This is a genomic window from Massilia sp. MP_M2 (assembly GCF_039123635.1).
In the GTDB taxonomy this organism is placed as follows: Bacteria; Pseudomonadota; Gammaproteobacteria; order Burkholderiales; family Burkholderiaceae_D; genus Telluria.
Genome location: NZ_JBCHJF010000008.1, coordinates 44,937 through 69,764, shown reverse-complemented (window position 1 = coordinate 69,764; position 24,828 = coordinate 44,937). Strand labels below are relative to the sequence as shown.

Below are 24,828 nucleotides of genomic sequence, written 5' to 3'. Positions count from 1 at the left end.
GCCATCGCCTTACAGAGCACGCAGGGAAAGGCAACCGGGCAAGTGCTCCTGCAGCGCGGCCACGCAACGCGCGGCCATCCCCTCCTGGTCGGCGATGGTGCTGTCGCTATCCGGGTCGCTGTCTGTATGGCTGACCCTGTCGCTGCCACGGGCGCGGTCGAATTGCGCATACCACAGCACCGCGCCCCCTGTTCCATGGCGCAGGACCAACGACACCCGCAGCAGCGCTGCATCCTGTCGCACCGAGCCCTCGAGCAGGTAAAGGGCCTGGGGACGGTCGACTGGCGGCAACTCGCGACCAGCACTGGCCAGGCTCAGCGAGCGTAGTTCACGGTACAGCCGGAATCCCAGTTCGTCGTTCAAGCCTGCAGTGAAGTGCGTGACCGGCGCCTCGGTGCACAGGCAGATGAGCGGGTTGAACAACAATAGTGGCGCGGCGCTGGGCCCGGTACGACCTGCCCCAGCGCTGTCAGCCAGTGCGATGCGGGCATGGTAACGGCCTTGTGGCACGCTGATGCGCAAGGCGTCGGCAGCGCCTTCGTCCGCATAATACGCCGTCAGGCGCAGACGCAGGCGGCCCGCCTGCACCCGGACGATGGGATCGTCTGCGGGGAGATACGACCCGGGATCACGGCCAAACACGGCCACGCCGATCTCGTGTTCCGGCGGCGAGGCCGCCGTGTCGACGCACATCAGCACGCGCTCGACCAGATAGGCCAGCAAGGCCGTGCAGCGGCGCGCCTTGGCAAATCGCTTGCTCGTGAGCACACGTTGCAAGGCCTCACGGATGGCGTCGTCAGAGCACGGCCGTGGCACATTGCCCACGGCCGGTGCTCCGGTGATGAGTGACAATGCGGGGGAATTCATCGTGCTCTCCTGTAGCGCACGTTGCTCGAACCCGTGCAACACCATCCTACGGCGAGCGCAGCACTGCCGCCTTCCGGTTACCTTCCCGTTCCTGCAGACAAGGCAAGTCATTGATTCAGCTGAATAAAGTGACGTGTGCAACCTGCGCGTCCCCGCCTTTGCGCCCGGCGAAGCGACGCCGGACCAGACGATGGCGGGCAACACAACCAAAAGATTGCCAGGTTTACAAAACCATCTTTCACGTGAGATATTGATGGCCTACTAAGTCGGCGGGACCATCCCGCTTGCCCCGGTCGACCGGAATGCGCTTCACCCACGCTCAGAGAGTGATCTTGAACCACGCATCACTACCGGAATTACGCGCGCTGCGAGAGGGCAACCCGCTGGTCGACGGCGGCCGCTTCCTGCTTGGCGACTGGATGATCGATGTGGCGGCGCACCGGATCGTGCGCGGCGACGACGTGATCGCGCTGGAACCGCGGCCGATGGCCGTGCTGGCCGAACTGTGCCGTCGTTGCGGCGACGTCGTCACTGCCGACGCCCTGCTCGATGCATGCTGGCCCGGCCAGGTGCAGGGTGACAACCAAGTCCACAAGGTCATTGCCGGACTGCGCCGGGCGCTGCAGGACGCGGCCTCCAGTCCCCGCTACATCGAAACAATCCGCAAGCAGGGCTACCGGCTGATCGCCCCGATCCGCGTGCTGTCCGACGAAGGACCGCGCAGCCTGTGCGGCGCATGGCGCGGGGCGTCGCCGTTTCGCGGCCTGGAACCGTTCGGCACGGAACATGCGGCCGTGTATTTCGGCCGTGATGACGCAGTCAGGCAATTGCATCGGCGCCTCGCCGAGCAGCAGGCGCGCGGCCATGGGCTGGTCGTGCTGCTGGGGCCGAGCGGTTCCGGCAAAACGTCGCTGGTGCGGGCCGGCCTCATCCCCGCGATGCTGGCCGGGTCGGCGCCGGGCGATGCGCGCGTGCGGGCCTGCACCGCGACAGTGCTCGATCTGGGCGCGCTCGACGAGACCGGCCCGTGGCAGGCGCTGGCCGGCGCCCTGCTCGATTGGGAAGTCGCCAATGTCGCGCTGCTGTCGGGCCATAGCATCGCCTCGCTGACGGCGCTGCTGCGCGCCGAGCCTGACGAAGTACTACGACTGCTGCGGATCGGCTTGCAGGCGCGGCATGCCGGCAGCCAGGGCTTGCCGCTGCTGGTGCTGGACCGCCTGGAGGGTCTGTTCGGGGCGGCCATGGATGCGGGCCGCCAGGATTTTCTCGACTGTATCGAGGCTCTGGTACGCAGCAGCCTGGCGCTGGTGCTGGCCGTGTGCCGCAACGATTTCTATCCCAGCCTGTCGTGCCACCGCCTGCTCATGCACGACAAGGAGCATGGCGCGCACATGGACCTGGCACCGCCTGACGCCCAGGCGATCATGCAGATGATCCGCCTGCCGGCGCGCGCGGCCAACCTGACCTACGGCAGCGATGCGAGCAGCCTGAACCGGCTCGACGACCGCCTGTGCACCGACGCGATGCAGGCAGGCGACGCCTTGCCGCTGCTGCAATACACCTTGCAGGCGCTGTATCTGGCACGCGCGCCGGGCGACGAACTGACGTGGGCCGCCTACGATGCGCTGGGCGGCCTGGAAGGCGCGATCGGCAGCCGCGCCGAAGCGATCCTGGCCGCCTTGCCGGGCGTCCAGCAAGCGGCGCTGACGCGTCTGCTGCCACGCCTGGTGACCCTGTCGGCCGAGGACGCCTCGCCAAGCAGCCGCTCGGTCACCGGCGCCAGCCTGACCGATGCGCACGAACGCGCATTGGTGGATGCGCTGATCGACGCGCGCCTGCTGGTCGCCGACCGCCTCGGCGGCGGTGAAATCGGCTTTCGCGTCGCGCACGAAGCGCTGCTGCGCCAATGGCCACGGGTGACTGCCTGGATCGCGCAGCACCGGGTCACGCTGACTGCCCGCGCCGAGCTCGGGCCATGGGTGCGGCGCTGGCTGGACAGTGGCCGTGCCAGGGCATGCCTGTTGCCGCGGGTGCCATTGTTGTGGCAAGCGCGGGGCGCGGTGCGCGCTGCACCGCAACTGTTCGGGCCTGACGAGCACGACTTCGTGGCACGCTCCCAGGCCCGCCTCACGGCGCTTGCGCGCTGGCGCGTGGCCGCCCTGGTGGGCACACTGGCGCTGGCAGTGACCGCCGGCCTGGCCGCGGTGCACAACGCGCAACTGGCCGACACCGTGACCGCACGCGAGCGCCAGAGCCGGCGCCTGGCCACCTTCATGCTGGGTGAGCTTGCCGACCAGCTGCGGCCAATCGGCAAGCTCGATCTGCTGGGCAGCATCGCTGAACATGGCTTGCAGGTGCTCAATCCCCAGGATGTCCGGGACGAGCTGCCGGCCGACACCTTGCAGCGCGCCAAAGCGCTCGTCGTGATCGGCGAAGTCAACAGCAGCCGGGGAACGCAACAGCTTGCAATGGCCGGCACGGCGCTGGCACGTGCCCAGGCCCTGCTGACCACCATGGGCCCAGCCCCAGGCCTCGATATTGGCGAGTACTACAAGACGCTGGGCGCCAGTGCATTCTGGCTGGGCCAGATTGCCTATGACGCCGGCCGGCTGGATGAAGCGACCGAGCAGATGACGCGCTATCGCGCCGCCAGCCAGGATTGGCTGAGCGCTGCGCCGGCGCATCCCCAGGCCAGGGCCGAGCTCGGTTATGCGCTCGGCAGCCTGAGTTCGATTGCAATGCGCCGGGGCCGCTGGCATGACGCGCAGCGCGGCTTCGAGGCGTCGCTCGCGCTCAAGCTGGCGGTGCTGGCCGACCATCCGGACGACATCGACGCGCAGGACGCGATTGCCAGCGCGCGCGCCTGGCTGGGCCAGCTGGCGCACCTGAAAGGCGACAGCCTGCGCGCGCTGGCGCTGTACGACACCGCGCGCGGGGTGCAGCAGCAACTGCAACAGGTCCGGCCACGGGAGGCGGTGCGGCTGCGCGACCTGGGCGTCATCGAAAGCCGGCGCGCTGAAGCCTTGCAGGCGCTGGGCCGGTCCTTCGATGCAATCGCTGCCAGGCAGGCCGCCGCCCGCTGGATGCGCCAGGCACTGAGCGCTGGCGCCACCAATGCCTTCTGGCAGGCCGAAAGCCTGCTGGCCGACAGCGCACTGCTGCTGGCGCAGGCGGACGCCGGCGTGGTCATTGATGCTGATCTGGCGACGTTGCAGCGCCGCCTGGCAAGCGATGGCAAGGGCAAAGAGGACGTGCGTGAATGGCGCCAGAGCGTGATACAGACGCGCCTCGCGGTCGCCGGGCAGGCGATGCGGGCACGCGACTGGGGCGCTGCGCGCGCCGCGGCCAGCAGCGCCGCGCAGGACATCGGCAGCCTGATCGTGCAGTACCCGTATCTGTGGCAGGGCCGGGAGCTGCAGGCACGGGGGGCCATGCTGCTGCTGCAGGCCGACGCCGGCACATCCAACGGGACCTACCCGCCCGTGCTGTGCCGGGCGACGCTTAGTGCCTTGCAACCGGCCATCGACACCGGCCAGGCGGGATTCGTGCGCGAAGCCTGGCTCGTGGCACGTGCCTGTGCAGGGGAAGGCGCCATCACCGGCGCTGATGTGCAAACGCTGACGCAAGGCGGCTACCGGCCGCAAGCGCCAGCATTTCTTCACGCAGTATCAACCAGGATCGCACCATGACAACCGCAGCCCCTCTCTCCATCACCGCATCGGTGCCAGGCAGTGCCCCCGTCTTTTTCGTGGTGCCCGTCATCCCCGACGACGGCAGTGTGGAGAACGTGTTCTATTACGCGCAGACGGTGGGCGAGCACTATTGGGAAAAGATGTCCTCCAAGGACCTCGACGCCAGGCACGGCGGGGGCGATGCGAATGGCGTCATGCTGTTCCAGCCGGACATCGAGACCATCCTGCAGCATACCCACCTGACGCTCGATCGGCTCGACCGGAGCGTCACCCTGTACGCGGGCGTGGCCCGCACCTTGTCGGTGGCCGCCGACCCACTGCCGAGCGCCTGCCTGTTCGACGGCAACCGGTTCATGCTCATTCCGGTCGCGCCCCACACCACGCGCGGCGTGATCCTCGTGTTCAGCAAGCAGTCGACCGGCAAATCGCCCACGCCCGTGTTCGAGCTGATCGCCACCACGGATCCCGAAATCAAGAACGGCGTGGGCAAATAGACCCATCAGAGATCACCTGGCCAGGTTCGACGCAGCACCGTGCCAATAGAACTGTGTACGGCTGCGCCAGATGATCAGCAGGGTCACGCTGAGTAGCGCCGTGGCGACCCAGGCAAACGACCCTGCACCGAACTGGCCCAGCAACATGCCGCCGACCACGCTGCCGGCAAAGATCGCGAGATTCCACACGGTTGTCATCATCGACTGCGCGACGTCCTGACCCGGCCCCGACGCATTCGACAGCGATGTCACGAACAAAGTTGCAGCGCCGCCGAACGCCAGCCCCCAGATGGCCACCGCCAGGTACACCGTCGCCTGCACGCCGGGCCACAGGGCCAGCGTACTACACGCCAGCAGGAACAACCCGGTGCTGGCCAGGACCAGCTGGCGCAGCCAGCGGTCGACCAGCGTCCCCACCAGCAGCAGGCTCACCAGCGCAGCACCACCGAACAGTGCGAGCAAAAAGTCCACGCGCGGCGCCAGTCCGGCCAGCGTCACGAGCGGCGCGATATAGGTGTACAAGAGGTTGTGCGTGACGACGTACAGCAGCAGCACGGTCAGCACGGTCCGTACGCCGGGCAGCGCAAACACCTGCGCCACGCTCTGGCGTTGTTGACCGGGAATGGCGCGCAGCGCCGGCAGCCGCAGCACGATCCACAACATCAGCAGCGCGGCCAGCGCACTGAGCATGCCAAACGCGATGCGCCAGCCAACCAGGTTGCCGACGTAGGTGCCAAGCGGGATACCGACAGTCAGCGCCAGCGGCGTGCCCGCCATTGCAATGGCAATCGCCCTGCCCTTGTGCTGCGGCGCGACCATGCGCGCAGCGTAACCAACCAGCATGGCCCAGGCCAGGCCTGCCGCCACGCCGCCCAGAAAGCGGGCGACGAAGATCAGCGGCAGGCTCGTCGACAGTGCGGTGATGGTGTTGGCAATCACGAAGCCCGCCATGGCGGTGAGCAGCAAGGTGCGGCGGCCGACGCCTTGCGTGGCGGCCGCCAGCGGGATCGCAGCCAGCACCGAGCCCAGCGCGTAAATGCTGATCAGCTGCCCCATCACGGACTGCGAACTGTTCAGGCTGGCGGCAAGCTGGGGCAGCAGCCCGGCGGGCAAGACTTCGGTCAGGATGACGACAAAGCTGACCATGGTCAGCGCCAGCAGCGATGTCAGTGGCAGTTTCGGGGGGGTGCTCGGGGTTGCAGGATGAAGGGCGTCGGGGTGAGGCAAAGTGTCAGTTGTCATGTGTGATGCAATCGCGAATGCCGCGGCAGCGACGCATGCGGTAGGCATGCGCCGCTGCGGCGGGCGCGCAAGAGAAATGAAAAGGTGATGCCTGGCGGATCAGCCGGCGAGGTCGACCCGGTTGCCGCTGCGGTCGGACGCGATGATCGCGTCGATCACCGCATGCATCTTGACGGCGTCGGCAAACGTCGGCGCCAATTGCGTGCCGCCCTGCACGTCGCGGGCATACGCCGCATACAGATGGGCCAGCTCGGCCACGCTGCCGCCCAGATCGTGCGGTGGCAGCCAGTCGTACTGCGCCGGCACGGGCAGTGCCTGCAACGGCTGGGCGTCGCCGCGCGCCCCTTCGATCAGATTGACCGACGGGCCAAAGCTGGTCGCATTGGTGATCCGTAAATCGCCTTCGGTGCCCGTCAGGTCGATCTGCACACCCGCGTTATTGCGCTTGCCCGCTTCGAGCTGCACCGACAGCACGGCGCCGTTGGCAAAGGTGCCGGTGATGAGCACCTGATCGGGATTGGTGCGTGGCAGCGTCTCGCCGGTATCGACGATGGTCACTTGCGTGATCTGGTTGGCCGTCAGCGCGCTCAGTGTGCGCGGAAAGCCGAAGTGCCTGAACAGAATGTCGAGAAAATGCCCGCCGAAGACCGGCAGCAAATCCGAGAAGTTCTCGGTCGGCACGGTGTAGGCCAGATAACCCATGCGCCGCGCGCCGAACGCATCGACGCTGACATGCATGCGCACCGAACGCAACTCGCCGATATAACCGTCAGCCAGCAGATCCGACATATAGCGGTAGCCCGGCGACAGGCGGCGCTGCAGGCCGACGATGTGGCGCACACCGGCCGCTTCGGCCAGCGCGGCCAGCTCGGCCGAAACGGCAGTGCTGGTGGTCAGCGGCCATTCCGAATACACGTCCTTGCCAGCAGCAATGGCGGCGCGGATCGCTGCTTCATGCTGCGGTGCCTGGTTCAGCACCAGCACCAGGTCGACCTCAGGGTGCTCGACGAGCGCCTGCAGCGAGGTGATGGGATAGGCAATGCCATGGCGCGCAGCCAGTGCCTGGGCCTTGTCGGCGCTGCGGCTGTACACGGCCGTCAGTTCGAACTCGGGCAACAAGGCCAGCGACGGGATATGGCCATACTCGGCCCAGGTACCGGCGCCGACGATACCGACGCGGATTTTTTTGACGGACACTGCGGGAGTAGATGAAGTGGTCATGCGAGAGACTCCCTTGAAACTGTTGGACCAGCGATTGCGGCATCCAGCATTTTAACGGGGGTGGGGAGATCGTGCTGCGCAGTGGTCTGAAATTGGAAAGTGACTAGCAGCGGGGGTCAGGTCTGACATTCGGACACGATCTCGACAGTCGCGTCGTCTCAACCAGCTGGCACCCGGCCATGCGAATACCGGGCAAGACACCAATGGAATGGCTAAGGCTGAGGTCGTGTCTGAATGTCAGACCTGACCCCGGCTGTGGAGCTGACTGGCTGGCCAAAGAAAAAAGCCACCTTGCGGTGGCTTTTTTCATCGTTCTTGGCGGAGACGGTGGGATTCGAACCCACGATACAGGTATAAGCCGTATGCATCCTTAGCAGGGATGTGCCTTCGGCCACTCGGCCACGTCTCCAATCAGTGCCAACGTTTCCGTCAGCGCTGAGTGCAAGCATCTTAAGGGTTGGTGCTCATTTGGTCAAGAAAACACACCCAAAAAATTGCAAGCAGGCTTAACTTTGTTCGAGATTAAATGACTTGTGCAGGGCGCGTACGGCCAGTTCCATGTACTTTTCGTCGATCAACACCGAAATCTTGATCTCCGACGTCGAGATCATCTGGATGTTGATGCCCTCTTCCGACAGCGTGCGGAACATGTCCGAGGCCACACCGACGTGGCTGCGCATGCCCACGCCCACCGCCGAGACCTTCGAGACCTTGGCGTCGCCGACGATCTTGGCCGCGCCCAGGTTGTCCTTCTGGTCTTCCAGCACCTTCATCGCCTGCACGTAGTCGTTGCGCGAGACCGTGAAGGTGAAGTCGGTCTTGCCATCCACCGACTGGTTCTGGATGATCATGTCAACTTCGATATTGGCTTCGGCGATCGGGCCCAGGATGTGGAACGCGACGCCCGGCTTGTCCGGCACGCCCAGGACGGTGATCTTTGCTTCATCGCGATTGAAGGCGATGCCGGAGATGACGGCTTGTTCCATATTGCTTTCTTCCTCAAACGAAATCAGGGTGCCCGAGCTGGCTTCTTCGGCCAGGGGCATCAGGGGATCGGTCAGCGACGACAGCACGCGCGTCGGCACCTGGTAATTGCCTGCGAACTCGACCGAACGGGTTTGCAGCACTTTCGAGCCCAGCGAGGCCAGCTCGAGCATTTCTTCGAAGGTGATCTTCGACAGGCGGCGCGCCTCGTCGACCACGCGCGGATCGGTCGTGTAGACGCCGTCGACGTCGGTGTAGATCAGGCATTCGTCGGCCTTCAGCGCGGCGGCAATCGCCACGGCCGAGGTGTCCGAACCGCCACGGCCGAGGGTCGAGATATTGCCGTCCTCGTCCATGCCCTGGAAACCCGTGATGATGACGATCTTGCCGTTGGCCAGGTCGCGCATGACGCGGGTGTCGTCGATCGACTGGATGCGCGCTTTCGTGAACGACGAGTCGGTGCGGATGCCCGCCTGCCAGCCCGTGTACGAGACCGCGTCCTTGCCGATGGCCAGCAGCGCCATGGCCAGGAGGCCCACGGACACTTGCTCGCCGGTCGAGGCAATCATGTCCAGCTCGCGTGGATCGGGCTGGTCCATGATCTGCTTGGCCAGACCGATCAGGCGATTGGTTTCGCCCGACATGGCGGACGGCACGACGACGATCTGGTGACCTGCGTCGTGCCACTTGGCCACACGGGCCGCGACATTCTTGATACGGTCCGTCGATCCCATCGACGTCCCGCCGTATTTGTGGACAATTAAAGCCATATCAGGAAGGGTTCCAGCTAGGGTAAGGATCAAAAAGGGACCCTTACTCTAGCATGGTGCAGCGCGGCATCACAAGGCTCGTTGGCGCAAAAGCTATACGAAAAGAAAATAACCTAATTCATTTCGCAACGAAGCCGGTCACGCACGTCAGGCAGCGGTCGTTTCCCAGCGCAATTCGATCCTGCCCTCGCCCGTCTCCAGTACGTGCTCGCAATCCATCCCAATGCCGGCGGCGAACAACAGTTCGCGGCCGCGGCTGACAGTGGGTAGCCGCTCGCGTTCCCAGGCCGGCACGCCGAGCGCCTGGAAATGCGCCTTCAGGCCACGCGTGGGCCGGTTGGCCGCCGTCTTGAGGCGCTCGCCACCCTTGCGAAAATCGATCATCAACGGCAGCGCGCGCAGCCAGGCGGCATCGAAGCCGCGTGCGGCCGCCACGAAGTGCAGCACGCCGCCGTAGGCCGGGAATGCGATGGACGCTTCGCCCTGCCAGCGGAAGCGCTGCCCTTCCTTGATGAAGATGCCGAGATCGTCGGGGTCGCGCATGCCTTCCAGTTCGGGCAAGTGCGGCGTCAAGAACAGCTTGCCGCGATGGCGGCGGATGTGGCAGTCGGGATGCGTGACCTTCAGCTGCGCATCGTCGCGCGCCGAGAACAATTGCCAGACCATTTCGGCCAGCCACGCCGTCGATGGCATCGCCAGTCCACGTACGGCAAACAGGTGGCGCAGACAATTATCGATACGGTCGGCGCTGAGCGCACCGAGTACCGCCAGGTCGACCGCATCGCCATCCAGGCACGCGGCCAGGTCGTGCGCCGCCAGTTCTTCGAGCATGCGCTGGGCCGACGCGACGTGGGCCGCGCCGCGCGCCAGGCGCGCCTGAAAGCCGGGAAAGTTTGCGGCCAGCGCCGGCATCACCTGATGGCGCAGCGCGTTGCGGGCATAGCGCGCATCGAGGTTGGATTCATCCTCGACCCAGCTCAAAGCGTGCGTCGCGGCAAGCGCCTCGAGCGCGGCGCGCGCTTGCGTCAGCAGCGGGCGCGCCATCACGGTGACATCGTCGCCCAGCAGGTTGGGCGAACGGTTAGCCGCTTCCATGCCGGACAAGCCGGCCGGGCCCGAGCCGCGCAGCAATTGCAGCAGCACCGTTTCAGCCTGGTCATCGAGATGGTGGGCGGTCAACAGCAGCGTCGCGCCATGCTCGCGGCACATGGCGCCCAGCGCCGCATAACGGGGGCGGCGTGCGGCCGCTTCCACGCCGGAGCCGTCGACCGGGATCGTCACGCGGCGATAATCAAACGGCACGCCCAGCGCGGCGCAGCTGCGTTCGCAATGCGCGAGCCAGGCGTCGGCGTTCGGACTCAGGCCGTGGTGCACGTGGAAGGCAACTAGCGGGATCCCCTGCTGCGCACACCAGGCGTGGGCCAGGTGCAGCAACACCATCGAGTCGAGGCCGCCGCTGCAGGCAATCGCGATCGAGGTGGGGGTGTAGGTGGTGGACAGGCGCGCGAGCGCCTCGTTGCATGCTGCCGGGACCGATCCGGCTGGACCGGTCCCGCGATTGGTTCTGCTCACTATCGGAACTCGCTGCTTGAAACTCGCTGATTGAAACTCGCTGGTCAGGCTAAACTAGTGCTGCTTACTCTTCGCGCGGCAGCGTTTCCTTGAACTTGCCGTATGCCATCAGCTTGGCGTGACGGGCTTCGAGCAGGTCCTTGGTCTTCATGCCCTGGAACTGGCGCAGCGTGTCGGCCAGTGCGCGTTTGAGCAATTGCGCCATCTGTTTCGGGTCGCGGTGCGCGCCGCCCAGTGGCTCGTTGACGATCTTGTCGACCAGGCCCATTGCCTTCAAGCGGTGCGCGGTCAGGCCCAGTGCGTCGGCGGCATCGGCCGCGCGTTCGGACGTCTTCCACAGGATCGACGCGCAGCCTTCCGGCGAAATCACCGAGTACGTTGCGTATTGCAGGATCAGCACGGCGTCGCCAACGGCAATGGCCAGCGCGCCGCCGGAACCGCCTTCACCGATGATCGTGGCGATCAACGGCACTTTCAGTTCGGCCATCACGTACAGATTGTGACCGATGGCTTCGGACTGGCCGCGTTCTTCGGCTTCGATGCCGGGGAATGCGCCCGGGGTGTCGACGAAGGTAAAGATCGGCAAACCGAATTTTTCAGCCAGCTTCATCAGGCGCATGGCCTTGCGGTAGCCTTCGGGTTTCGGCATGCCGAAGTTGCGCATCGCGCGCTCTTTGGTGTCGCGACCCTTCTGGTGGCCGATGACCATGCAGGGCTGGCCGTTGAAACGGGCCAGGCCGCCGATGATCGACTGGTCGTCGGCAAAGGTGCGGTCGCCGTGCAGTTCATGGAAATCGGTGAAGATCGCGTTCACGTAGTCCATCGTGTACGGACGCTGCGGGTGACGCGAAATCTTTGACACTTGCCACGGAGTCAGCTTGGCATAGATGTCTTTGGTGAGCTGCTGGCTTTTCTTGTCCAGGCGATCGATCTCCTCGGAGATATCGACGGCGGAATCATCTTGTACGAACCGCAGCTCTTCAATCTTGGAATCGAGCTCGGCGATCGGCTGCTCGAAATCGAGGAAAGTTAATTTAGTCATTGTCACTCCGGGGTAATGTCTTGGCCGTGCACTGTGGCTGCGCGGCGGATCAGGGCGCTATTCTACCGTAAGCCGGTGGCGGATCGGGCGGATCGGGGGCTCAGGCCGCAGGGGCGACCGGGTCCAGGCTGCGCCACAAATACCATGTCGCCACCGTGCGCCAGGGTTCCCAGTTGGCCGACACCTCGCGCGCATCGCTGCGCGAAACAGGCTCGCCCGAGAAATAGTTTTGGCTGATGCCCTGGATCAGGCCGGGATCGTCCAGTGGCAGGACGTTCGGTCGCAGCAGATTAAATATCAAAAACATCTCGGCTGTCCAGCGGCTGATACCGCGAATCTGGATCAGCTCGGCGATGACGGCTTCGTCATCCATTTCGGACCACAGGTCGGCGTGCACCCGCTTGGCCTTGAAGTGGTCGGCCAGGTCGAGGATGTATTCGGTCTTGCGCTTGGACAGGCCGCAGCCGGACAGCTGGACTGCGCCCAGCTTGATGATCTGGCTGGGCGCCAGGGTCGGGCAGACGGCCAGCAGCTTGCCCCAGGCCAGGTCGGCCGCTTTCGGCGTGACTTGCTGGCCGACGATCGAACGCGCGAGCGTGATGAACGGGTCGGGCTGGCCGCGCAGATGCAGGTCGCCGAACTGCGGGATCAGCTTGTTCATGATGCGGTCGCGCTGCATCAGTTCGCGCTTGGCTTCGGCCCAGTAGATCGGCACGGCGAGCGCATCGTGCGCCGGCGACGTGCCTGACAATGCAGCCACGCTGCCCGACTTGTCCTTGTTCGCTGGCATTATGTACGGCGCCAGGTCGTACCGTCGGCCTTGTCTTCCAGGACGATGCCCGCCTCCGTCAATTGTTTGCGGATGGCGTCGGCACCGGCGAAGTCGCGCGCTGCCTTGGCGGCCGCGCGGCGTGCAATCGCATCTTGAATCGCTGCCTCGTCCAGCCCGCCCTCGCCCGCATCGGGGCTGCCCGCCTGCAGGAACGCCTGCGGCGACCGTTCGAGCAGGCCGAGCACGGCGGCGAGCGCCTTGAGCTGGCGCGCAGCATTGATCGACCGCGTGCGGTTGACTTCGCCGACCAGGTCGAACAACGCTGCTACCGCCAGCGGCGTATTGAAGTCGTCGTCCATCGCCTCGCGCACGCGCCGGGCGTGGGCTTCGTCCCAGTCGACGGCGACCGGCTCATCGCCAAGCTCGATGCTATTCAACGCCGTGTACAGGCGGGTCAGCGCGGCCTTCGCGTCGTCGATATGGACATCGGAATAATTGAGCGGGCTGCGGTAGTGAGCGCGCAGGATGAAAAAGCGCACGACTTCGGCGTCGTACTTCTTGAGCACGTCGCGGATCGTGAAGAAGTTGCCCAGCGACTTGGACATCTTTTCGTTATCGACGCGCACGAACCCGTTGTGGATCCAGTAATTGACCATCGGCGCACCGAACGCGCCTTCGGACTGGGCGATCTCGTTTTCGTGGTGCGGAAACTGCAGATCGGCGCCGCCGCCATGGATGTCGAAGTGTTCGCCCAGCGTCGCGCACGACATGGCCGAGCATTCGATGTGCCAGCCCGGGCGGCCCTGGCCCCACTGCGAATCCCATTTGGCTTCGGCCGGTTCGGATTCCTTGGCGGCTTTCCAGAGCACGAAGTCGAGCGGATCGCGCTTGCCGGTATTGACGTCGACGCGCTCGCCGGCGCGCAGATCGTCGAGCGACTTGCCCGACAGCTTGCCGTAGCCGTCGAAGCCGCGCACCGCGTAATTGACGTCGCCGTCCGCGGTTTGGTAGGCCAAGCCTTTTTGTTCGAGCTTGCCGATGATCGACAGCATCTGCGGGACGTATTCGGTGGCGCGCGGCACGACGGTCGGCGGCAGGATGCCGAGCGCAGCCGTGTCTTCGTCCATGTATTGGACGAAGCGGCCCGTCAGTGCGCCGATGGTTTCGCCGTTCTCGACGGCGCGCTTGATGATCTTGTCGTCGATGTCGGTGATGTTGCGCACGTACTCGACCTCGTAGCCGGACGCGAGCAGCCAGCGATACACGACGTCGAACGCCATCATCATGCGTGCATGGCCAACGTGGCAGTAATCGTAGACGGTCATGCCGCAAACATACATGCCGACCTTGCCGGCGACCTTCGGGACGAAGACCTGCTTGTCACGCGCCAGCGTGTTGTAAATCTTGAGTTGGCTCATTGAATTTTCGGTTCGCACGAGGATGGCAAACGTTCACCGGCGCCGCAACGACCATCCCGGCGCAGCACTGCATGCGCGCCAGCCGGACGGGTGCGGCGTGGGGTTCGCCTGGGTCCTCGGTGTTATTCTTATTTGATAGAATGGGACGTTCGGATGCAAACGCTTCTCTTGAACGCTTCAAGGAAAGTATAGCATTGATAAAAACCCGGCTGGCCTCATACGGACCAGCTTTATTTTCGGGACAACCCTTGACAGCGCCACGTGCGCGGTCCATCAGAGGAAGCCAGATGTCATCGTCATTCACCCGCCGCTACGCACTCGTGCGCATGGCCGGCGCTACCGCCGCCCTCGCCTGCGGCGTGCTGTTCTCGGGCAGCGCGCTGGCGGCCGACATGCCGCAGTATGCGATCAAGACCAGCATGGGCGAGATCATCGTCGAACTCGATCACGAAAAAGCCCCCAAGACCGTGGCCAACTTCGCGGCCTACGCCAAGTCGGGCGCCTACAACGGCACGATCTTCCATCGCGTGATCGACGGCTTCATGATCCAGGGCGGCGGCATGAACGAAAAATTCGAGGGCCGCAAGACGGTCAAGCCGATCAAGAACGAATCGAACAACGGCCTGTCGAACCAACCGTACACGATCTCGATGGCGCGCGAAGGCAATCCTGACAGCGCCACCTCGCAATGGTTCATCAACGTGGCCGACAATTCGGGCATCGACTTTCCGTTCGTTGGCGGCTCGGGTTACACCGTGTTCGGCAAGGTGGTCAAGGGCCAGGAAACGGTCGACAAGATCAAGGCCGTGGTGGTCGACGACGTGCGCGGGATGCAGAACGTGCCCGTCGTGCCGATCAAGATTACGTCCGTGACGCTGCTCAAGGGCGACAAGCTAGTAAAATAACGGCTCAGCCGCGCCTGCATCCGGCGCGCACGCTTACAAACCACACTACAAGGACACCTCATGACGACTATCCTCATCACCACGAATCAAGGCAATATCACCGCTGAACTGGACGCTGAAAAAGCACCGAAGACCGTCGCCAACTTCATCGACTACGTCAACCAGGGTCACTTCAGCAACACCATCTTCCACCGCGTGATCAAGGACTTCATGATCCAGGGCGGCGGTTTCGAGCCAGGCATGAAGCAAAAGCCTACCCCGGCAACCGTCGAGAACGAAGCCAAGAACGGCCTGAAGAACGACAAGTACACGCTGGCCATGGCCCGCACGTCGGACCCGCATTCGGCATCGGCCCAGTTCTTCATCAACACCAAGAACAACGCCTTCCTCGACTACCCGGGCCAGGACGGCTGGGGTTACGCGGTGTTCGGTAAAGTCACCGAAGGCCAGGACATCGTCGACACGCTGAACAACGTCAAGACCAGCCGCGGGGGCATGCACTCCGATGTGCCGGTCGACCCTGTCATCATCGAGAAAATCGAAGTCCTGTAATGCGCGGCGCGCACCAGCATCTGTCGTTCTCATGAGTGCTCTCATGAGCGCCCCCATGCCGCTGCCTGCGCGCCCGTTCGCGCTGTTCATTTCCGACCTGCATCTGCAGGTCTCGCACCCGCGCACGCTGGACGCGTTTTTACGCTTCCTGGCCGAGCGCGCGGTGCATGCCGAGCAGTTGTACCTGCTCGGCGATATCTTCGAATACTGGGCCGGCGACGACGACGTTGCCGATCCGTTCCACCAGACCATCATCACGGCGATCCGCGCCGTTGCCGACACTGGCGTGGCGGTCTGCTGGATGGCGGGCAACCGCGACTTTCTGGTCGGGGAAGGCTTCGCGCAAGCAGCGCACCTGACCCTGCTGCAAGAGCCCCATGTCATCGAGGCCGGCACGCGCCGCATCGCGCTGGTGCATGGCGACGCGCAGTGCACGCTCGATACCGGGTATATGGCGTTTCGTGCCCAAGTGCGCAACCCGGCCTGGCAGGCGCAGTTCCTCGGCATGCCGCTGGCGCAGCGCAAGGGCATCATCGCCGGGCTGCGTGAAGGTTCGCGCGAAGCCCATACGGGCAAATCCTACGAGACGATGGATGTCACGCCAGATGCGGTCGCCGATGTGTTTGCCGCGCTCGATGCCGACGTCATCATTCACGGGCACACGCACCGGCCTGCCGTGCATGCGCATGGCGACAAGCTGCGCTACGTGCTGCCCGACTGGGAACTCGATGACGTACCCCCCCGCGGTGGCTGGATCGCGCTGCACACAGACGGCAGCCTCGTGCGCCACGACGTCGACGGCACTGCCCTGACATCCTGGTAGGGTGGGCGGCTGTGCCGCCCACGCGTTCAACGTAACGTGGCATGCCCGGGTGTGCGACGTCGGTTCGAACGCGTGGGCGGGAAACCCGCCCACCCTACATCCCCGTTGCATAATCACGCGTCTGCATATTGACGTTTGCGCGACCACTGTTATACTCAACTACAACACCACTTCAACACACCACCATGAGGAGGCAAGCATGCGCATCACCCTGACGCCGCACCGAACCACCACGGAGGCCCCCGATGACCGTCGGCTGGAACGATAAGACCCCGATATACCGCCAGCTCAAGGAGCGCGTCGTCGGCATGATGCTCGACGGCGTCCTCAAGGCTGGCGACGCCCTGCCCTCGGTGCGCCAGATCGCCGCCGACTATCAACTCAATCCAATCACCGTGTCGAAGGCCTATCAGGAGCTGGTCGACGAACATCTGGTGGAAAAACGAAGGGGAATTGGCATGTATGTCACCGAAGGCGCCAGCGAGAAACTGCTGGCCAGCGAGCGCGAACGTTTCATCAGTGAAGAGTGGCCGGCGATGGTCGAACGTATCCGCCGCCTGGGCCTGGACATCAAGCAATTGCTGAACAACGTGGACCATGGAGGTACCGCATGAGCGCCGTCATTTCCGCACGCGGCTTGACCAAGCGCTACGGCAAGCGGGTCGCCGTCGACAGTATCGACATCGAGATCGCCGCCGGCCGCATCGTCGGGCTGATCGGCCCCAACGGTTCCGGCAAGACGACGACGCTCAAGGCGGCCCTTGGGCTGATCCAGTGCGAGGGCGAGCTGTCGGTGCTGGGCCTGGATCCGCGCACCCAGCGCGATGAACTGATGAAAGATGTCTGCTTCATCGCCGACGTCGCCATCCTGCCGCGCTGGCTGCGGGTGAAGGATGCGGTCGACTTCGTGGCAGGCGTGCATCCCCGCTTCGATCGCAGCAAGGCCGAACGCTATCTCGCCAACACCAAGCTGACGCCGACCATGAAGGTCAAGGAAATGTCCAAGGGCATGATCGTGCAACTGCATCTGGCGCTCGTGATGGCGATCGACGCCAGGCTGCTGGTGCTGGATGAACCCACGCTGGGCCTGGACATCATTTACCGCAAGGCGTTTTACCAGAACCTGCTCGAAGACTATTTTGACGAGCACAAGACGATCGTCATCACGACCCACCAGGTCGAGGAAGTCGAGCACATCCTGTCCGACCTGCTGTTCATCCGCGACGGCAAGATCGCGCTGGCCGCCACGATGGAAGAAATCGGCGAGCGCTACGTCGAGGTCATGGTGGGCAGCGACAAGGTGGCAGCGGCCAGAGCGCTGCAACCGATCGATGAGCGCACCGTGTTCGGCAAATCCGTGATGCTGTTCGACGCGCTGCGCGCCGGCGGCCTGTCCCGCACCCAACTGGCTGCACTCGGCGAAGTACGCAACCCGAGCGTGGCCGACCTGTTCGTCGCCACCATGAAAGGAACCTACGCATGACTACGCCAATGAGCACCATGAAATGGCTGATCCGGCGCGAACTGTGGGAACACAAGGGCACCTTCTTCTGGGCGCCGCTGGCCGTGGCCGCCGTGCTCGTGCTGCTGTTCGGTGGCGGCTTCCTGTACGCCATCATCGCCAACCCGTCGTTCCACGTGCAGGTCAGCGGCGAACAAGTCATGACGGTCAACGGCTTGCCGCCAGCGATGCTGGCCAAGCTGGCCGCCGCCGCCGCGTCGAGCTACCTGGTGATCACGGCGCCGCTGTTCTTCGTGCTGCCGGTGGTCGTGTTCTTCTACTGCATGGCGGCGCTGTACGACGACCGGCGCGACCGCAGCATCCTGTTCTGGAAGTCGCTGCCGATGTCCGATGCGCAGACCGTGCTGTCGAAGGCCGCGACGGCGCTGCTGGTCGCGCCGCTGGCGACCATCGCGATCGGGATTGGGGCCTCGTTGATCCTGCTGGTGATCGGCCTGCTGGGCGGCGCCATCAAGGGCATCAACCTGATCGCACCGGTGCTGGCCAATGTCGACTTTTACCTGGCGCCGGTGTATCTGATCAGCTTCCTGCCGCTGTACATCCTGTGGGCGCTGCCGACGGTCGGCTGGCTGCTCTTGGTGTCGAGCTGGGCAAAGTCGCGGGTCTTCCTGTGGGCCGTCGGCGCGCCGCTGGTGGCGCTGGCCATCCTGGCCTGGTTCAATTTCCTGGCCGGGCGCTTTGCCGGGGTGTCGATGAACGTCAAGTGGTTCGGCGAAGAAATCGTGGCGCGCTTGCTGCTGGGCGTGTTCCCCGGAATCTGGTTCGGTGAAGTCAACGGAGAGGCGCTGGCGCAGCAGCAACAGGCCGGTCTGGATGGGCCGCTGCTATTGGGCACGTCGTATGCCACGCTGCTCACCCCGGGGGTCTGGATTGCTGCCGCCGCCGGCTGCGCAATGATCTACGGCGCGATTCGCCTGCGCCGCTGGCGTGACGAGGGGTAAGCGCGATGCGACGTCTTTCCAGCCTGATGCTGGGCATGCTGCTGGGCGTAAGTGTGAGTATGGACGCCAGCGCGGGCGCTGCCGACACGCCACCGGACAGTCCCGAAACCATCCACGTCAACGCGATCCGCAACCCTGAAGTGCGCAAGTACAGCGCGATCGTCGCGGGCCTGGATGCCTTCGAGCGCGGCCACCGCATGGCGCCGGCAGCTGATGTGTTGCGGTTCCGGGTCGAACGGCGCGCCTGGACCGACAAGACGCCCAAGCCGGGTGAGGCGCCACTGGCGCTGCGCCTGGAAGGCAAGGACGGCTTCGTGCTGCCGCTGACCCTGAACGATGCGGTTGAGACGATCGTGCCGCGCAGCAGCGCCGCTTTGGCGGCGGACAGCGAACTGGTGCTCAATCGCAAACGGCGGATGGTCCGCGTGACGCCGCTGGTGCGCTCGCCCGGCCTGCCCGACAACGTGCGGCGCCTTGGCGACCTGCGGCTTGAATGCCAGGTAATGGTCGCGATCGGCAAGGAAGAGCTTGGCCTGATGCGCACGCTGTTCGTCAACAGTGTGCTGCTGACGCCCAACTGGTGCAGCTTCTTCAAAGCCGAGCGCGACGGCTTTCCATTCGAAGCACCAGAGCGCCTCGCACGTGCGACCTTGCGTGAAGGTGATCGCACCAAAGACTTGCCGGTCGAGGGGCGCAGCTTTCGCACCGCGATGAACGATCCGGACTGGAGCGACGAGGCGCTGATCGAGCTGGCGTTCGAGCCGGTTACTGGAACTGCTGGCGAAACGCCTCGAACTGCCCCTTGAGCTCTTCCATCTCGCCGCGCAATGCGGCGACTTCTTCTTCGAGTTGCGTGATGCGGCCGCCCTGCGTCAGGTTGCTCGCGCTGCTTGACGTCTGCTCGCTGCCGGCGACGATCGTGATTTCGCCGCCAAGCAGTTGCCCGTAACGCGATTCCTTGGTGCCCGGCGCGCGCTCGAGTTTGACGACCAGCGGCGGGTATTTGTCGATCAAAAATTGCAGTGCCGTTTCGACATCGGCTACCGTCTTGAATTCGTGCAGACGCCCGCTGCGGGTGCGGATTTCGCCGGCGGTCTGCAGGCCGCGCAGCATCAGGATCGTGAGCACAGCCAGCTTGTCCTGCTCGAGCGTCCACTTGATGCGCATGCGGTGCTCGTACTTGACGACGCGCGCGCCGGCCTGCGAGATGGCGTTGACGAGCTTGCGCTCAGCCAGGCGCTGCAACGTATCGAGCACGACCGCTTCGCTGATCTGCATGACCGGATCGCGGCTCGACAACTGGTTGCAGCCATTGACGATCGCGTTGAGCGACATCGGATAATTATCGGGCGTGAGGCCTTCTTTTTCGGCCAGCACCGCCAGCACGCGCAGCTCGACCGGATCGAGTACGGCCACCATTTCATTCGTCATGCGATTCCTTGTTATGCCAAACGGTTCAGTTGTTCGAAGCGAGTTTACCACCGTCGTTGGCGCAGGATGGCCTGGCGTGCTTTGTCGCCGATTCGGGGGGGTGCGTTACTGGGGGGATTTGGTGCTGCGGCGGGATGAAACTGCCTGGATTGCCGCGAGCGCAGCCATCCAGGCATGAAGAACAATCAGCTTTCGCGGCCGATGCGCTGGCGACGTGCTTCGTACAGGCAAACGCCCGACGCCACCGACACGTTCAGGCTTTCGACCGAACCGAACATCGGGATGCTGACCAGCACATCGCAGGTCTCGCGCGTCAGGCGGCGCATGCCCTCGCCTTCCGAACCCATGACCAGCGCGGCCGGACCCGAGAAGTCGGCTTCGTACAGACCCTTGTCGGCGTCGTCCGTGGTGCCGATCAGGAGAATATCGCGTTCCTTCAGCTCACGCATCGTGCGCGCCAGGTTGGTCACCGTGATGTACGGGACCGTCTCGGCGGCGCCGCTGGCGACCTTGGCGGCGGTGGCGTTCAGGCCGACCGCGCGGTCCTTCGGCACGATGACCGCGTGCGCACCGACACCGTCGGCCACGCGCAGGCAAGCGCCCAGGTTGTGCGGGTCGGTGATGCCGTCCAGGATCAGCAGCAATGGCGGACCTTCGATGGCGTCGAGCAGCTCATCGAGATTGCGCGCCAGCGCGAGCTGGCTGGCAAACGCGATCACGCCCTGGTGACGGCGGGTGCCGGTGATCTTGTCGAGGCGCGCTGCCTCGACGGGCATGACGCGCACGCCGGCTGCCTTGGCGTGGGCGATCAGGTCCTTCATACGGCCGTCGTTGCGCTCGGCATCGACGAAGATTTCTTCCACCGACTGGGCCTCGTGACGCAGTCGCGAGGTCACGGCGTGGAAGCCGAACATCATTTTATTTTTCATTTGCTACTTTTCGAATACTTTCAGGGACTTACTTCTTGCTGGTTTTGGCTGCGGTTTTCGCCGTGGTCGTCGACGTGGCCTTGGCTGCAGTCTTGGCCGGGGCTTTGACAGCCTTCGGCGCGGCCGGCTCAGCGACAGCCTTGGCTGCGGCCTTGCGTGGTGCAGCTGCAGCCTTCTTGGCCGGGGCTTTGACGGCGACAACCTCGGCCGGAGCCTTGGTTGTGCCTGCCTTGGCTGGCGTCTTGACTGCTGGCGTCTTGACTGCTGCTGCCTTGGCCGGGGCCTTGACTGCCGCTGTTTTGACAGGTGCCGTGACAGCGGCGGTCTCGGCCGGAGCCTTGACTGCTGCTGACTTGGCTGGTGCCTTGACGGCCGCCTTTTTCGCTGGCGCCTTGACCGCTGCGGCCTTGGCTGGCACGACCACTGACGCTGCGGCAACCGGTGCTTTTACGGCGGCGGTTTTGGCAGCCGTCTTCACGGCAGCCTTCTTGGCTGGGGCCTTGACCGCTGGTGCTGCCACGGTTGGCGCTGCCACGACTGGTGCCGCGGCCGGTGCTGCGACGGCGGGCGCTTTAACAACCGTTTTTTTTGCTGCAGCTTTCACTGGCTTGGCTTCGGCGACCGGCGCTGGTGCAGGGGCCGGTGCTGCCGCAACCACGTCATTGACGCCGCCCTTGGTTACACGTGGCTTGCGCGCTGGCGCTGACGCAGAGACTGCTTCCGCAGGCTTTGACTGTGCAACCGGCGCTGGCTTTGGCTGTGCAACCGGTGCTGGCTTTGGCTGTGCAACCGGCGCTGGCGCTGCCACTGGTTTCTGCGTCTGCACTGGCGCCGACTTTGGCGCTTGTACTTGCACTGGCATTTGCGCTGGCACTTGCTGCGCCGACGTCATCACCGGCGCTGCCGCTGCTGCTGCAGCGCGCTCGGCCGCCTTGGCCTTCTGACGGGCCTTGCGCGATTTCGGCTTGGCCTGTTGCAGCTCGATGCCGTCCTGAACAAGCGGACGTGCAATCTCGAGCGGCGACTGCTGTGGACGAGCGTTTTCGTTATTCGCACCGTTGGTACCTGGCTTCGGTCCACGCGAACGGCCACCACGCGAGCGCTTGCCATTGCCGCCGTTGCTATTGCCGTTGTTGTTGCCGTTACCGTTACCGTGGTTATTGCCGTTACCACCGCCATTGTGATTGCCACCGCCGTTGTTCTGACGAACTTCATTGGTGCGTGGCTCGTTGCTGCGATTGTCCTTGTTGCGACCGCCCTGATGGCGTTCGCGACCGGCATCGTCGCCCGACGACTCGGCGCCAGGCGCGGACGCCAGCGTCAGGTCGATCTTGCGCGATTCCAGATCGACGCGTGCCACCTTGACGGTGACCTTGTCGGTCAGGCCATAGCTCTGGCCGCTACGCTCGCCGCGCAGCACGTGGCGCGCTTCGTCGTACTGGAAGTAATCGGCGCCCAGTTCGGTCACGTGCACCAGGCCTTCGACGAACAGCTCGTCCAACTGCACGAAGATGCCGAAGGTGGTCACGCCAGCGATGGTGCCGGTGTACTCTTCGCCGATCTTGTCCTGCATAAAGAAGCACTTGAGCCAGTTCTCGACGTCGCGCGAGGCTTCGTCGGCGCGGCGTTCGTTGGCCGAGCAGTGCACGCCCAGGGCGTCCCAGACGGTCAGGTCTTTTTCGTTCTTCGGCGCTTTGCCGTCAGCCTTGTCTTTCGCGGCCTGCTTGCGGGCCGAGTTCGACTGCGTCGTGTTCAGCTTGGCCAGATCGATGCCCTTCGGCTCGTACTTCTTGCCGAGCAGGATCGCCTTGATCGCACGGTGCGTCAGCAGATCGGGGTAGCGACGGATCGGGCTGGTGAAGTGCGCATAGGCCTCGAACGCCAGGCCGAAGTGGCCGACGTTGTCCGGGCTGTAGACGGCCTGCTGCATCGAGCGCAGCATCATCGTCTGCAGCAGTTGCGCATCCGGACGCTCCTTGATCTGCTGCATCACTGCAGCGTAATCGCGCGCGCTCGGCTTGTTGCCGCCGGCCAGATTCAGGCCGACCTGCTTGAGGAAGGTGCGCAGCTGGTTCAGCTTTTCTTCGGTCGGCGTCGCGTGGATGCGGAACGTGCCCGGGTGCTTGTGGCGCAGCAGGAAATCAGCGGCGCACACGTTGGCTGACAGCATGCACTCTTCGATCAGGCGGTGCGCATCGTTGCGGGTGCGTGGGATGATCTTTTCGATCTTGCCCAGTGCGTTGCAGACGATATAGGTTTCGGTGGTCTCGAAGTCGATGGCACCGCGCTCCTGGCGCGCCTTGAGCAGCGCACGGAACACCTGATTCAAATGTTGCAGATGCGGCACGATGCCCGGACGCTTCTGGGCTTGTTCGCCGTTGACGTCAGCCAGGATATCGGCCACTTCGTTGTACGTCATGCGCGCAGCCGAGTGCATCACGGCCGGGTAGAACTGGTACGCGGTGACTTCGCCATCCTGTGATACCACCATGTCGCACACCAGCGTGCAGCGGTCGACTGCCGGGTTCAGCGAGCACAGGCCGTTCGACAGCTTCTCGGGCAGCATCGGGATCACGCGGCGCGGGAAGTAGACGGAGGTCGAGCGTTCGATGGCGTCGGCGTCGAGCGCCTCGTTCGGCTTGACGTAATGGCTCACGTCGGCGATCGCCACCAGCAGGCGGAAGCTCTTCACGCCCTTGATGGTCACCGGTTCGCAGTAGACGGCATCGTCGAAGTCGCGTGCGTCTTCGCCGTCGATCGTCACCAAAGGCACGTCGCGCAGGTCCACGCGGTTGGCCAGGTCGGCGTCGATGACTTCGTTCGGCAGGCGAGCGGCCTGCTTGAGCGCGGCCGGCGAGAAGATATGGGGCACGCCGAACTTGCGCACGGCGATTTCGATTTCCATGCCCGGGTCATCAAGTTCGCCCAGCACTTCGACGATGCGGCCAGTCGGCTTCTGGAAGCGGCCCGGCTGCTCCAGCAGTTCGATGCTGACGATCTGCCCTGCACGGGCATTACCGATCGGGCCGGTGACGATCACGTCCTGGGCGATGCGCTGGTCTTCGGGCGAGACAATCCACGCGCCTTCTTCATTGAGCAGGCGCCCGATGATGTGCGTGTTGGCACGCTGGACGACTTCGACAATCGAGCCTTCGGGACGGCCGCGGCGGTCCATGCCCGTTACGCGCGCCATGACGCGGTCGCCGTGCAGCACTTTCTGCATTTCACGGTCGGACAGGAACAGGTCGGGACCCGGTTCATCGGGAATCACGAAGCCAAAACCGTCGCGATGCGCGCTGACCTTGCCGGCCACGAAGGCGGAATGATCAGCCAGCATATAGGTGCCGCTGCGGTCGGAACGAATCTGGCCGTCACGCTCCATGGCGTTCAAGCGGCGGCCGAGGACTTCCTGCGCTGCGGGCTGAACATCAAGGGCGTGTGCCAGGGCGGCTGCATCGAGCGATTCAGCGGCGTCGCGGAAGACAGCGAGGATTTCCTCGCGGCTTGGAATGGTATGAGTAGGTTGCTTCAAATCGATTCTTTTTTCTTTGGCCAGTAGAGCGCCGCACATCACATAAGGGCGGCAGCGTGGTTAATTGACACCATGACAGGCGTAGTGTAACGGAGGTCTATCCGATTCGCCTAACATGA

At 64.3% G+C, this 24,828-nt stretch carries 19 protein-coding genes, 1 tRNA gene and 1 pseudogene; 9 read left to right on the top strand and 12 right to left on the bottom strand.

Annotation, left to right across the window (positions count from 1 at the left end; translation table 11 throughout):
- Window positions 1-9: 9 nt before the first annotated feature.
- On the bottom strand, window positions 10-867 hold the full coding sequence (locus tag RCH14_RS16915) for a hypothetical protein (protein WP_343027269.1): 858 nt from the start codon (window positions 865-867) through the stop codon (window positions 10-12).
- A gap of 332 nt (window positions 868-1,199) precedes the next feature.
- Here RCH14_RS16915 and RCH14_RS16910 point away from each other — a divergent pair, with 332 nt between their 5' ends.
- Both RCH14_RS16910 and RCH14_RS16905 read left to right on the top strand, forming a co-directional pair.
- Window positions 1,200-4,556 carry a winged helix-turn-helix domain-containing protein gene (locus RCH14_RS16910; protein WP_343027268.1) on the top strand — a complete coding sequence of 1,119 codons (3,357 nt, stop codon included), beginning with the start codon at window positions 1,200-1,202 and terminating at the stop codon, window positions 4,554-4,556.
- Complete coding sequence (locus RCH14_RS16905) at window positions 4,553-5,053, top strand: hypothetical protein (protein ID WP_343027267.1); 501 nt, start codon at window positions 4,553-4,555, stop codon at window positions 5,051-5,053. The genes RCH14_RS16910 and RCH14_RS16905 overlap by 4 nt, the downstream gene beginning before the upstream one ends.
- 12 nt (window positions 5,054-5,065) lie before the next feature.
- Here the strand turns inward: RCH14_RS16905 and RCH14_RS16900 are convergent, their stop codons facing one another.
- The 8 genes from RCH14_RS16900 to cysS all read right to left on the bottom strand — a co-directional run bounded on the left by RCH14_RS16900 (window position 5,066) and on the right by cysS (window position 14,074).
- Window positions 5,066-6,295 (bottom strand): MFS transporter, encoded by a 1,230-nt coding sequence (locus tag RCH14_RS16900; protein WP_343027266.1) that lies wholly within the window; start codon window positions 6,293-6,295, stop codon window positions 5,066-5,068.
- Window positions 6,296-6,394: 99 nt separating this feature from the next.
- On the bottom strand, window positions 6,395-7,516 hold the full coding sequence (locus RCH14_RS16895; RefSeq protein ID WP_343027265.1) for a Gfo/Idh/MocA family oxidoreductase: 1,122 nt from the start codon (window positions 7,514-7,516) through the stop codon (window positions 6,395-6,397).
- Window positions 7,517-7,832: 316 nt separating this feature from the next.
- Window positions 7,833-7,925, bottom strand: a tRNA-Ser gene (locus tag RCH14_RS16890).
- 97 nt (window positions 7,926-8,022) lie between these two features.
- Window positions 8,023-9,270, bottom strand: a complete 1,248-nt coding sequence (locus tag RCH14_RS16885) for an aspartate kinase (protein ID WP_343027264.1) — start codon at window positions 9,268-9,270, stop codon at window positions 8,023-8,025.
- A gap of 147 nt (window positions 9,271-9,417) precedes the next feature.
- Complete coding sequence (gene tilS, locus RCH14_RS16880) at window positions 9,418-10,842, bottom strand: tRNA lysidine(34) synthetase TilS (RefSeq protein ID WP_407070088.1); 1,425 nt, start codon at window positions 10,840-10,842, stop codon at window positions 9,418-9,420.
- A gap of 64 nt (window positions 10,843-10,906) precedes the next feature.
- Window positions 10,907-11,884: an acetyl-CoA carboxylase carboxyltransferase subunit alpha gene (locus RCH14_RS16875; RefSeq protein WP_343027263.1), complete on the bottom strand. Its 978-nt coding sequence runs from the start codon at window positions 11,882-11,884 to the stop codon at window positions 10,907-10,909.
- 100 nt (window positions 11,885-11,984) lie between these two features.
- Entirely contained in the window at window positions 11,985-12,674 is a 690-nt protein-coding gene (locus RCH14_RS16870) for a DNA-3-methyladenine glycosylase 2 family protein (protein WP_343027262.1), read from the bottom strand.
- Entirely contained in the window at window positions 12,674-14,074 is a 1,401-nt protein-coding gene (cysS, locus tag RCH14_RS16865; protein ID WP_343027261.1) for a cysteine--tRNA ligase, read from the bottom strand. Before cysS ends, RCH14_RS16870 begins: the two co-directional genes overlap by 1 nt.
- 287 nt (window positions 14,075-14,361) lie before the next feature.
- Here cysS and RCH14_RS16860 point away from each other — a divergent pair, with 287 nt between their 5' ends.
- From RCH14_RS16860 to RCH14_RS16830, 7 genes are all read left to right on the top strand, one after another.
- Complete coding sequence (locus tag RCH14_RS16860; protein WP_343027260.1) at window positions 14,362-14,979, top strand: peptidylprolyl isomerase; 618 nt, start codon at window positions 14,362-14,364, stop codon at window positions 14,977-14,979.
- Between the two features lie 60 nt (window positions 14,980-15,039).
- Window positions 15,040-15,531, top strand: a complete 492-nt coding sequence (locus RCH14_RS16855; RefSeq protein WP_343027259.1) for a peptidylprolyl isomerase — start codon at window positions 15,040-15,042, stop codon at window positions 15,529-15,531.
- A 43-nt stretch (window positions 15,532-15,574) separates the two neighbouring features.
- Entirely contained in the window at window positions 15,575-16,354 is a 780-nt protein-coding gene (locus RCH14_RS16850) for a UDP-2,3-diacylglucosamine diphosphatase (protein WP_343027258.1), read from the top strand.
- A 245-nt stretch (window positions 16,355-16,599) separates the two neighbouring features.
- Window positions 16,600-16,968: a GntR family transcriptional regulator gene (locus RCH14_RS16845; RefSeq protein ID WP_343027257.1), complete on the top strand. Its 369-nt coding sequence runs from the start codon at window positions 16,600-16,602 to the stop codon at window positions 16,966-16,968.
- On the top strand, window positions 16,965-17,837 hold the full coding sequence (locus RCH14_RS16840) for an ABC transporter ATP-binding protein (RefSeq protein WP_343027256.1): 873 nt from the start codon (window positions 16,965-16,967) through the stop codon (window positions 17,835-17,837). The genes RCH14_RS16845 and RCH14_RS16840 overlap by 4 nt, the downstream gene beginning before the upstream one ends.
- Window positions 17,834-18,817 (top strand): hypothetical protein, encoded by a 984-nt coding sequence (locus RCH14_RS16835; protein ID WP_343027255.1) that lies wholly within the window; start codon window positions 17,834-17,836, stop codon window positions 18,815-18,817. Before RCH14_RS16840 ends, RCH14_RS16835 begins: the two co-directional genes overlap by 4 nt.
- A gap of 5 nt (window positions 18,818-18,822) precedes the next feature.
- The gene (locus tag RCH14_RS16830) at window positions 18,823-19,623 is read left to right on the top strand and encodes a hypothetical protein (protein ID WP_343027254.1); all 801 of its coding nucleotides are present in this window, start codon (window positions 18,823-18,825) and stop codon (window positions 19,621-19,623) included.
- Here RCH14_RS16830 and RCH14_RS16825 read toward each other — a convergent pair.
- From RCH14_RS16825 to rnr, 3 genes and pseudogenes are all read right to left on the bottom strand, one after another.
- Window positions 19,583-20,248 carry a YceH family protein gene (locus tag RCH14_RS16825; protein ID WP_343027253.1) on the bottom strand — a complete coding sequence of 222 codons (666 nt, stop codon included), beginning with the start codon at window positions 20,246-20,248 and terminating at the stop codon, window positions 19,583-19,585. The two genes, RCH14_RS16830 and RCH14_RS16825, sit on opposite strands and share 41 nt — an antisense overlap.
- Before the next feature lie 185 nt (window positions 20,249-20,433).
- On the bottom strand, window positions 20,434-21,177 hold the full coding sequence (gene rlmB, locus RCH14_RS16820) for a 23S rRNA (guanosine(2251)-2'-O)-methyltransferase RlmB (RefSeq protein WP_343027252.1): 744 nt from the start codon (window positions 21,175-21,177) through the stop codon (window positions 20,434-20,436).
- Window positions 21,178-22,476: 1,299 nt separating this feature from the next.
- Window positions 22,477-24,709 (bottom strand): annotated as a pseudogene (rnr, locus tag RCH14_RS16815) (ribonuclease R); the annotation flags it as partial.
- Window positions 24,710-24,828 lie beyond the last annotated feature (119 nt).